General features: G+C 34.0%; 10 protein-coding genes. 5 read left to right on the top strand and 5 right to left on the bottom strand.

Going from position 1 to position 10000, the window contains the following annotated elements:
• From gmk to LDL23_RS01435, 4 genes are all read right to left on the bottom strand, one after another.
• Positions 1 to 462 (bottom strand): guanylate kinase (gene gmk, locus LDL23_RS01450; protein ID WP_291264117.1); only part of this gene is annotated, 462 nt, incomplete at its 3' end.
• Between the two features lie 91 nt (positions 463 to 553).
• Positions 554 to 1414, bottom strand: a complete 861-nt coding sequence (locus LDL23_RS01445) for a YicC/YloC family endoribonuclease (RefSeq protein WP_291264116.1) — start codon at positions 1412 to 1414, stop codon at positions 554 to 556.
• A 76-nt stretch (positions 1415 to 1490) separates the two neighbouring features.
• Entirely contained in the window at positions 1491 to 2378 is an 888-nt protein-coding gene (locus tag LDL23_RS01440; RefSeq protein WP_291264115.1) for a DMT family transporter, read from the bottom strand.
• Complete coding sequence (locus LDL23_RS01435) at positions 2378 to 2728, bottom strand: ArsC/Spx/MgsR family protein (RefSeq protein ID WP_026725142.1); 351 nt, start codon at positions 2726 to 2728, stop codon at positions 2378 to 2380. Before LDL23_RS01435 ends, LDL23_RS01440 begins: the two co-directional genes overlap by 1 nt.
• 79 nt (positions 2729 to 2807) lie before the next feature.
• Between LDL23_RS01435 and LDL23_RS01430 the strand changes: the two genes are divergently transcribed.
• Complete coding sequence (locus LDL23_RS01430) at positions 2808 to 3263, top strand: DinB family protein (protein WP_291264114.1); 456 nt, start codon at positions 2808 to 2810, stop codon at positions 3261 to 3263.
• Between the two features lie 69 nt (positions 3264 to 3332).
• Positions 3333 to 4475 carry a cystathionine gamma-synthase gene (locus tag LDL23_RS01425; RefSeq protein ID WP_291264113.1) on the top strand — a complete coding sequence of 381 codons (1143 nt, stop codon included), beginning with the start codon at positions 3333 to 3335 and terminating at the stop codon, positions 4473 to 4475.
• 56 nt (positions 4476 to 4531) lie between these two features.
• Here the strand turns inward: LDL23_RS01425 and LDL23_RS01420 are convergent, their stop codons facing one another.
• Positions 4532 to 5314: a glutamate dehydrogenase gene (locus LDL23_RS01420; protein WP_291264112.1), complete on the bottom strand. Its 783-nt coding sequence runs from the start codon at positions 5312 to 5314 to the stop codon at positions 4532 to 4534.
• 255 nt (positions 5315 to 5569) lie between these two features.
• On the opposite strand from LDL23_RS01420, the gene gdhA reads away from it, so the two are divergent.
• The 3 genes from gdhA to recO form a co-directional block, all read left to right on the top strand.
• Positions 5570 to 6913 (top strand): NADP-specific glutamate dehydrogenase, encoded by a 1344-nt coding sequence (gene gdhA, locus LDL23_RS01415; RefSeq protein WP_291264111.1) that lies wholly within the window; start codon positions 5570 to 5572, stop codon positions 6911 to 6913.
• A 119-nt stretch (positions 6914 to 7032) separates the two neighbouring features.
• The gene (locus LDL23_RS01410) at positions 7033 to 9315 is read left to right on the top strand and encodes a two-component regulator propeller domain-containing protein (RefSeq protein ID WP_291264110.1); all 2283 of its coding nucleotides are present in this window, start codon (positions 7033 to 7035) and stop codon (positions 9313 to 9315) included.
• Between the two features lie 4 nt (positions 9316 to 9319).
• On the top strand, positions 9320 to 10000 hold a 681-nt coding region (recO, locus tag LDL23_RS01405; RefSeq protein WP_291264109.1), incomplete at its 3' end, for a DNA repair protein RecO.

Genomic DNA, 10000 nt, shown 5'->3' with positions numbered 1-10000 from the left:
TGATGCTTTTGCGATACGCATATTGATTTTGTCTTCGCTTTCTGTGGAACGTTGTTTTAAGCGGCGTTTTAATTCGTCAACGCTTGGTGGTTTTACAAAAACAGCTAAAGTTTCGTTTGGAAATTTGCTTTTAATACGCAATCCACCTGCTACATCAATGTCAAAAATTACGTGTTTTCCTAAAGCCCAGATGCGTTCTACTTCGGTTTTTAAAGTGCCGTAGAAATTATCGGTGTAGACTTCTTCCCATTCTACGAAATCTTCTGCTTTAATGTGTTTTTTGAATTCGTCCCAAGAGATGAAATAATAATCTTTTCCATCTACTTCTTCGCCACGAGGCGCGCGCGTAGTACACGAAATCGAAAATTCTAAATTCAAATCGGGTTGGGCTAATAAATGTCTTACTATAGTGGTTTTTCCTGAACCTGATGGCGCAGAGAATACTAATAATTTTCCTTTCATTTTTATTGCTTTAGGCTTTAGGCAATATGCTTTAAGCTTGTAATTTTGTATTTAATTTTTGCCTAAAGCTTATAGCTTATGGCATATGGCTTTAAAGAACGTTTAAAACTTGTTCCTTAATCTTTTCCAATTCATCTTTCATCATTACCACCAATTTTTGCATTTCGGTATGATTCGATTTTGAACCCATGGTGTTGATTTCTCTTCCCATTTCTTGCGTGATGAAACCTAATTTTCTTCCGTTAGCTTCTGTTCCATTAAGCGTTTCTAAGAAATAGTTCAAATGGTTACCCAAACGTACTTTTTCTTCAGTAATGTCATATTTCTCTAGATAAAAAATCAATTCTTGTTCGAAACGATTTTCATCTACATTGACTTTTAATTCATCTAAAGCAGTTCTTAAACGTGTTTTTACAGTTTCCACGCGTTCGGCATCGTAAGAAACGGCTTCGTTCATTAAATTATTGATGTTGGCAATTCTTAATTGGAATTCTTTTTCCAAAGAAGCACCTTCGTCTTTTCTAAAATTAGCGATGTTTTCCAAGGCTTCATCAATCACGGTTTGGATTTGTTTCCATTCGTTTTCATCGATTTCATCGCGCTCGGTTTTTAATGCATCGGGCATACGAACTGCCATTTTCATTAATTCCGTTTCGTCAGCAGTTGGAATTACGGCTTTCATTTGGTTAATGTACCCTTTTACAATCGGCACATTGATTTTTGAAGTTGTTTCTTCGCCAGTTACTTCAACATAAAGCGAAAAATCAACCTTTCCACGCTCTAAACGTTGCGAAATTTGATTGCGTAAACCCAATTCCATTTCACGAAAAACCGATGGCATTCGCGTATTTAAGTCTAAACCTTTGCTGTTTAGTGATTTGATTTCTACGGTAATTTTTTTGGTTGGTAATTGCAAAGATGCTTTCCCAAAACCCGTCATGGAGTGTATCATACGTTATAAAAATGTCTTCAAAGATAAGAAAAAGTGTTCAGTGTTCAGTTTTTAGTGTTCAGTATTGGAATTCTAATTAAGAAGTAGATTTCTTTTGGGTTACCAAATAAACTCCGACAAATATCAACACCGCTGAAATCAATTTCACTAAACTTAAATCGTCTTTACCTAAACTAACGGCGAAAATAGTAGCGAAAAGTGGTTGTAAATAAATGAAAACCGCAACAGTTGTGGGTTTTAATTCGCGCATGGAAACTAAATTCAGTAAATAGGTTAAGAACGTCGAAAACACGACTACAAAACCAATTTTCCAGCTGATATCCGTTGGTAAATTAGCAAAATCTATAGCTTGAAATTCGTTCCAACCAAAAGGCAACACCATTAAGAAACCAAAAGTATAAATCCATTTCACGAAGGTGAAGGCGTTGTATTTATCCATTAATTTTTTCACGATGATAAGGTAAAATCCGTAAGAAACCGCATTTACAAAAACCAATAAATTTCCTAAAGATGCATTTGTAGCGTTTACTAACGATTTTCCATAAAGAATCAACGTTATCGTTCCTGCTAAGCCTAAAATGATTCCTAAAACTTTTCGGTTTTCCATGCGTTCTTTCATGATGAATGCTGATAAAACCAAAACAATCATTGGTGTGGTAACCATTAAAACAGCTCCCATAATAGGCGAAGTGTAGCTCAATCCTTTGAAAAAAGTCAACATGTTGAAAGCTACTCCGAAGAACGCAGCTGCAACAATTCGAGGAAAATCTTCTTTAGCGATTTTTTCTTTGGGTCCAAAAAAGGAAATCAACCAAAACAACAAAACCGAACCACCAACACGCATCACGATAAACCCGAAAGCATCGACATATTTTGGCATTACGTCTTTAGCAATCGTAAAAGTTACACCGTAAATGATGGAAACTAAGGTAGCGGCAACTAGTGCCCAACTTCTTTTTGACATTAGCTTAAAACAGTAATTACTTCGTGAATGTTTTTTGGACTATTTCCAATGTAAATCTTCCCATCGATAATAAAAACTGGGCGACTCAAAAACGTGTAATGTTCTAAAAGATATTTTTTGAAATCGGCTTCAGTTAGATTTTTATCTTTTAAACCTAATGATTTATACAATTGTGCTTTTTTACTGAAAAGCGCTTCGTAACTTCCCGAAAGTTGATACATTTCTTCTAAATCGCTTTCCGAAATTGGATTTTGGCGAATATCGATAAACGTTAATTTATCAGAATTTGGAAGTGATTTGATGATTTTTCGGCAGGTATCACACGAAGCCAAATAGTATATTTTGTTCATTTTGATGTTTTTCAATTTCTGATACAAAAATACAGCCTTTTGAATTCTAAAAATCAGTAATTTTATAAAAAAATTAGACATGGACGCAACTTTTAGAATTTGGGAAACCAGCCGCGGATTATACAAGAATTTCTTAGATAACTATTCGTTGGAACAATTGAATACAATTCCAGCAGGAATGAGCAATAATTTGATTTGGAACATTGGTCACGTTATTGTTTCCCAACAGAAATTGGTTTACGCTTTATCAGGTTTACCAATGCATATTCCAGATTCGCTTTTTGAGAAATATCAAAACGGTTCGCGACCAGATGGAAAAACTACGCAAGCTGAAGTTGATGAAATCAAGAAATTACTATCAGAAATGGTTGAAAAAACGAAAGTTGATTTTGAAGCTGGAATTTTCAAAGAATATCATCCGTATCAAACCAAAACCGGATTTCATTTAGGAACTTGGAAAGAAGCGATGGAGTTCAATAATTATCACGAAGGCATTCATTTAGGAATAATGATGTCGATTAAAAAGCATATTTAGCGAATTGTTAACGATTCGAAAAGTAGCATCAACCAACTTTTATTTACCTTTGTAAAAATTTTTTAAAAGATGAAATTCAATACAAAAACGATACATGGTGGGCAACATCATGAAAAAGTAACGGGAGCCGTAATGCCTCCGGTATTTCAAACTTCGACTTATGTACAATCGAGTCCAGGAAAACCAATTGGTGATTACGAATACAGTAGAGCGGCAAACCCAACAAGAACAGCTTTAGAAGATGCTTTAGCAAGTATCGAAAACGGGGCAAGAGGTCTAGCTTTTTCTTCTGGATTAGCAGCAACCGATTGTTTGTTGCGTATGTTCAAAGCTGGTGATGAGATCATCGCAATGGATGATTTATATGGTGGAACTTATAGATTGTTCACAAGATTGTATAAAGATAGTGGTATCAAATTTCATTTTGTAGATATGAATGATTTGGAGAAATTCCAATCGTTAATCAATGAAAACACGAAATTGGTTTGGGTGGAAACACCAACAAATCCTTTAATGAAATTAGCGGATATTGCTGCGATTGCTCAAGTCACCAAAAAGCACAATATTTTATTTGCTGTTGATAATACGTTCGCAACACCTTATTTGCAAAAACCATTAGATTTAGGTGCGGATATTGTAATGCATTCGGCAACTAAATATTTAGGTGGACATTCTGATGTTATTGCAGGGGCTTTAATTATCAAAGACAAAGCATTAGGAGAAGAATTACATTTCAAACAATTCGCAACAGGAGCAACGTTAGGACCAATGGATTCTTTCTTGGTTTTAAGAGGAATCAAAACGTTGCATTTACGTGTACAACGTCATTGTGAAAATGGAGAAAAAGTAGCTGAGTATTTAGATAATCATCCTTTAGTGGAAAGAGTGTATTATCCTGGATTAGCTTCACATCCATTTCATGAAATTGCTAAAAAGCAAATGAGTGGTTTTGGAGGAATGGTAACGTTTACTTTCAAATCAGGTAAAAAAGAAGATGCGATTAAATTCTTAGAGAATTTAAAAGTTTTCACTTTAGCAGAATCATTGGGCGGCGTAGAATCGTTAGCAAATCATCCAGCTTTAATGACACACGCTTCTATACCAGAAGATAAAAGAAAAGAAGTAGGTATTTCAGATGACTTAGTTCGTTTGAGTGTAGGAATTGAAGATATCGAAGATTTATTAGCCGATTTAGAACAAGCATTTAAATAATAGAAATAAAAAAACCCGATTTGATAAAATCGGGTTTTTTTATGTTGAAATAATTATTAATCTAGATAATAGATATATCCTAAATGAAACCATAAGTTCCAATCGTTTGCTTTGTTTTCTTTCCAAAGATCTGGGTTTTTATTTAAACCATCAACCCAGTCAGAAAAGTAATATTGCCATCTTAATTCAAAGAATAAGTCTGAAAGTTCAGTTAATTTATAGCGTGTACCTACAGAAGAAACAACAGACCAAGTGCTTCCTCCTTCAGAAGAAAAACCATCTGGTAAATATCTAGGATAGACATTGTTTGGGTTGCCTAATCCTCCTGGTAATGTTGAATACGTGTTGTTGTCAAAGAATGAGTAATGAGCTCCAAGACCTATAAAGGGTGCCCAAGATCCATTTGTTGCCGTAAACTCACGAATACTTAATGGAAAGTATTCTAATTGCATACCAATGTCGGTAACTTTAGCTTCACCTTTCATTGCTCTAAGTTGAGCACCAGCAAGAGTTTGCTTGTCAGCAAATTCCCCAAAATGTTCTAATTTTGTGCTGTTGTAAGATAATTCAGTACGAACTTTAAAGTGATCGTTGAAATAAGTTTCAGGTGTATAACAGTTACATTCTGCACGATAAGCAAAATTCATATAGTGTACCAATCCAATACCTATCCCGGTATTTCCTGCATTAGTTTTAAAGTCGTTTCTTACACCAAAATCAGATTGAAAAGCAACTCCTCCAATAAAAGCTCCAACTTCATGAGAGAAGCCAAATTGTGCATTCATTGAAAAATTCGCTCCTAAAAGCAATATTAGTAGGTATTTAATTTTTTTAGTCATCGCTAAAATTTTTCCATTATCGGACAAATATATAAAAACTAACTTCACTTCAAAAAAAAAAGAATGTTTTTCTTGTATAAAATATAATATAAAGAGTATTCAATTAAAAAGTCAAAACTCGTGTTATAAATTTTTCTTAAAAATATCCCAAGTAATTTTTAAAATGTATATTTGTCAACTTAATTTTTACGAATTTCGTAATTTTAAGACAAAAGATAATTAACAGATTATTTTATCTACAAGTTTTATAGTATAATGGAACAAAAAATTAATGATTTTATGGCGCTCGTTGAGGCCAAAAATCCAAACGAACCAGAATTTTTACAAGCAGTAAGAGAGTTCGCTGAAACGGTGATGCCTTTTATTGCAAATGAGAAAAAGTACGATGGTAAAAACGTACTTTTAAGAATGGCTGAACCAGAGCGTTCAATTATTTTTAGAGTGCCATGGGTTGATGATAAAGGTGAAATTCAAGTGAATAGAGGATTCCGTATTCAAATGAATTCTGCAATTGGACCTTATAAAGGAGGTCTTCGTTTTCATCCAACAGTAAATTTATCTGTACTTAAGTTTTTAGCTTTTGAACAAGTATTTAAAAATAGCTTAACTACACTTCCAATGGGAGGTGGTAAAGGAGGTTCTGATTTCGATCCACAAGGAAAATCTGATGCAGAAGTAATGCGTTTTTGTCAATCATTTATGACGGAATTATGTCGTCATATTGGTCCAGACTTAGACGTTCCTGCTGGGGATATTGGTGTTGGAGCAAGAGAAATTGGCTATATGTTTGGTCAATACAAAAGAATTAGAAATGAATTTACAGGAGTTTTAACTGGAAAAGGTTTGGCTTACGGAGGTTCTTTAATTCGTCCAGAAGCTACAGGATATGGTGTGGTTTATTTCACACAACAAATGTTAAGCACTATAGGACAATCTATTTCAGGAAAAACAGTTGCTATTTCAGGTTTCGGTAACGTTGCCTGGGGTGTGGCTTTAAAAGTAAATGAGTTAGGAGGGAAATTAGTTACTATTTCTGGACCTGATGGATACATTTACGATGCTGATGGAATTTCAGGAGAGAAAATTGAGTACATGTTAGAAATGAGAGCTAGTGGAAATAATAGAGCAGAAAGTTTTGCTGAAAAATTCCCAAGTGCTGTTTTTCACAAAGGAAAAAGTCCATGGGAAGCAAAAGTGGATGTAGCTATTCCATGTGCAACTCAAAACGAATTGAATGAAGAAGATGCAAAAAAATTAATTGCTAATGGTGTTATGTGTGTAACTGAAGCAGCAAACATGCCATGTACTTTAGATGCTATTAAACAATTCTTAGATGCAAAAGTATTATTTGCTCCAGGAAAAGCAGCTAATGCAGGAGGTGTTGCAGCATCTGGTTTAGAAATGACGCAAAACTCTATTCGTTTAAACTGGACAAGTGAAGAAGTTGATGCTCGTTTAAAAGACATCATGACAGGTATTCACGGACAGTGTAAAAAATACGGTACAGAAGCTGATGGTTATGTAAACTATGTTAAAGGAGCCAATATTGCTGGTTTCGTTAAAGTAGCCGATGCTATGTTAGCTCAAGGAGTAGTATAATTACTAACTTTGTTAAGTAACAAAAGCTCTTTCAGGAAACTGAAAGAGCTTTTTTCTTTTAAAATATATCAAAACTAAAATTAATTACGTTTGTAGTATATTTGTAATAAATACATGCGATGAAAAAGGCGATTTTTATTTTATTGATTTCTCAATTCTTTTTTGCACAACAAAATAATCAGTTGTGGAAAGGTTATTTTTCATACAATGAAATAGTAGATGTTGATTCAGGAACAGATGCTGTTTTTGCAGCAACTCAAAACGCAGTTTTCTCAAAAGCAATTACATCTAGCGATTTAAAAATTTTTAATTCTATAAATGGATTAAAACCAGAATCAATTACTACTATTCATCATTCGCAAACTGCTAATAAAACTTTTGCTGGTAACACTAATGGATTATTGTTAATCATTAATTCCGACGGATCCGTTTCTACAAAAGTGGATATTATTAACGAAGTTCCAGTGCCGCCAAATAAAAAGAAAATCAATGATTTTTATGAGCACGAAGGAAAGTTATATATCGCTACAGACTATGGAATTTCTGTAATGGATGTTGCTACTTCCGAATTTATTATTACTTATTTCATTGGTACATCTGGTGAAGAAACAGAAGTGTTACAAACCACCGTTCTAAATAATCAAATTTATGCGGTTACTAGAAATTTTGGTATTAGAAAAGGAGATTTAGCCAATCCTAATTTATATGATTTTAGTCAATGGCAAACTTTTGATGCCGGCTTTTGGGGAGGAATTGTAACTTTTAATAATCAATTAGTAGCCATGAATTCTGATTCAAGAACCTATCGATACACTGGTTCAGCCTTTCAACAAGTTTTGAATCAAAATCAAGCAGGACTTAAAATCAAAACCAATGGGTCAGAATTAATTGTTACTACGCAAAATCATGTTTATGTGTTAAATCAAGCTTATAGTCAAATTGCCCATATAACACAAATTCCAAATTATACATCAGTTTTTAAAGCAGCAACAGTGGTAAGTGGGATAATTTACATTGGAACAGAAAAAGACGGTCTTTTTTCTACAGCACTGACAAATCCAACCACTTTTGAAGCAATGTCGCCAAATGGTCCTATCCGAAATTATATTTTCAGAGTAAAAAAAGCGCCTAATTATTTGTGGGCGGTTTATGGCGATTATACCCGTTTGTATGATCCTTATCCTTTAGATGCGTTTGGTATCAGTAAATATTCAAATGATTTTGGTTGGGAATTAATTCCGAACAGTGATTTGTTTCAAGCAAAATCAATTTGTGATATAGTTATTAATCCAAATAATGGAAATCAAGTTTATGCAACATCCTATTTTTCAGGATTGCTTAAAATTGAAGGCGATAACATTGAACTTTTTAACAACACCAATACAGGTCCAAATGGATTGGAATCAATTTCAACTGGAAATCCAAATTATGTGGATATTCGTGTCAATAGTCCTGCATTTGATAGGAACGGTAATCTTTGGATGACCAATGTAACCAATACTGGAAATTATAAATCAATAAAAACGTTGCAAACAAATGGGCAATGGCAATCGTATGGCATTGCAGATGTAACTACTGATGGTTTTGGGAGATTTGGGCCTATGGCTGTTGATAAAAACAGAACTAAATGGGTGCCATCTATTAATGATGGATTAATAGCCTTTAATGAAAATTACAACAATAAGTTTATTGTAATCAGCACTACAAATGGAAACTTACCTGATAATGATGTTAGATGTGTTGCGGTAGATAATAGAAATCAATTGTGGATTGGAACTTATGCAGGTTTAAGAACCGTTTCTGTAGACCGATTCATTTCATCAGATGAGTTGACCACTAACGCTATTATCATTCAAGAAGGCGATTTAGCGCAAGAATTATTTTACCAACAAACGATTTTAGATATCGCTGTTGATGGTGCTAACAGAAAATGGGTTTCCATTGCCGATGGAGGTGTTTTCTTAGTGTCTTCTGATGGTCAAGAAACTATTTATCGATTTACTAAAAACAATTCGCCACTACCAAGTGATAACATCAACGATATAGAAATCGACGGTGTTTCTGGTGAAGTGTTTTTTGCAACCGATAAAGGAATGGTTTCGTTTTTAGGAACTTCAACCAAACCAAGTGATAGTTTAAGTGATGTTTTTGTCTATCCAAATCCAGTGCGACCAAATTTTGTAGGAACTGTAAAAATCAGTGGATTAACAGATAAAGCCAATGTCAAAATCACCGATATTGAAGGAAATTTAGTCTATGAAACTACAGCTGCTGGAGGAACTATTGAATGGGACACTAAAGCCTTTGGAAAGTACAAAGTAGCATCAGGCGTTTATATGATTTTTGTGGCTTCTGAAGATGCTACAGATTCAACGGTGAAAAAAGTAATGATTATTAGATAACTCAATGCTAGTCAAAACTAAAGCCATCGTTCTTTCTTCCCTAAAATTTCAAGAAAAAAGCCTGATTGTTAAGTGTTTCACGCAGTCGGATGGTTTGAAAAGTTATTTTGTACAAAGTGCTTATTCCAATAAAAAAGCGAATCAAAAAATAGCGTATTTTCAGCCGTTAACGATTATTGAAATTGAAGCGAATCACAAAAACAAAGGCACACTCGAGCATTTCAAAGAAATAAAATTAGCACATAGTTTTCATTCGATAAATACGGATATTGTTAAAAGCACTATTGTGATTTTTCTTTCCGAAATTCTGCATCACAGTATCCACGAAGAAGAGAAAAATGAAAATCTTTTTTCTTTTTTAGAAACCGCTTTACTTTGGTTGGATGCCCATGAAGAAGCTACAAATTTTCATCTAATTTTGATGATGGAAATGACTAAATTCTTAGGTTTTTATCCCGATGTTTCCGAAATAGATTTCGATTTTTTCGATGTCAAAGAAGGTTTTTTCACCCCATTTCAATCCGTGAATACACTTTCAGCACATGAAACGCAATTGCTCAAACGATTAATCGAACTCAAATTTGATTCCAATCAGAAAACTTTTGCCGGAATAGAACGTCAAATTTTGCTAAAAATCCTCCTAGATTTCTACATGTTACATCTCGAAGGCTTCAAAAAACCAAAA

The organism is Flavobacterium sp., assembly GCF_020217025.1.
Taxonomy (GTDB): domain Bacteria; phylum Bacteroidota; class Bacteroidia; order Flavobacteriales; family Flavobacteriaceae; genus Flavobacterium.
Note: the sequence above shows the minus strand (reverse complement) of the source record. Positions and strands in the feature narration are given on the sequence as shown.

Bases quoted from the DNA above. Each gene is read 5' to 3' on its own strand.
- LDL23_RS01445 (WP_291264116.1), bottom strand. From the start codon at position 1,414: ATGATACACTCCATGACGGGTTTTGGGAAAGCATCTTTGCAATTACCA.
- LDL23_RS01440 (WP_291264115.1), bottom strand. From the start codon at position 2,378: ATGTCAAAAAGAAGTTGGGCACTAGTTGCCGCTACCTTAGTTTCCATC.
- LDL23_RS01435 (WP_026725142.1), bottom strand. From the start codon at position 2,728: ATGAACAAAATATACTATTTGGCTTCGTGTGATACCTGCCGAAAAATC.
- LDL23_RS01430 (WP_291264114.1), top strand. From the start codon at position 2,808: ATGGACGCAACTTTTAGAATTTGGGAAACCAGCCGCGGATTATACAAG.
- LDL23_RS01425 (WP_291264113.1), top strand. From the start codon at position 3,333: ATGAAATTCAATACAAAAACGATACATGGTGGGCAACATCATGAAAAA.
- LDL23_RS01420 (WP_291264112.1), bottom strand. From the start codon at position 5,314: ATGACTAAAAAAATTAAATACCTACTAATATTGCTTTTAGGAGCGAAT.
- gdhA (WP_291264111.1), top strand. From the start codon at position 5,570: ATGGAACAAAAAATTAATGATTTTATGGCGCTCGTTGAGGCCAAAAAT.
- LDL23_RS01410 (WP_291264110.1), top strand. From the start codon at position 7,033: ATGAAAAAGGCGATTTTTATTTTATTGATTTCTCAATTCTTTTTTGCA.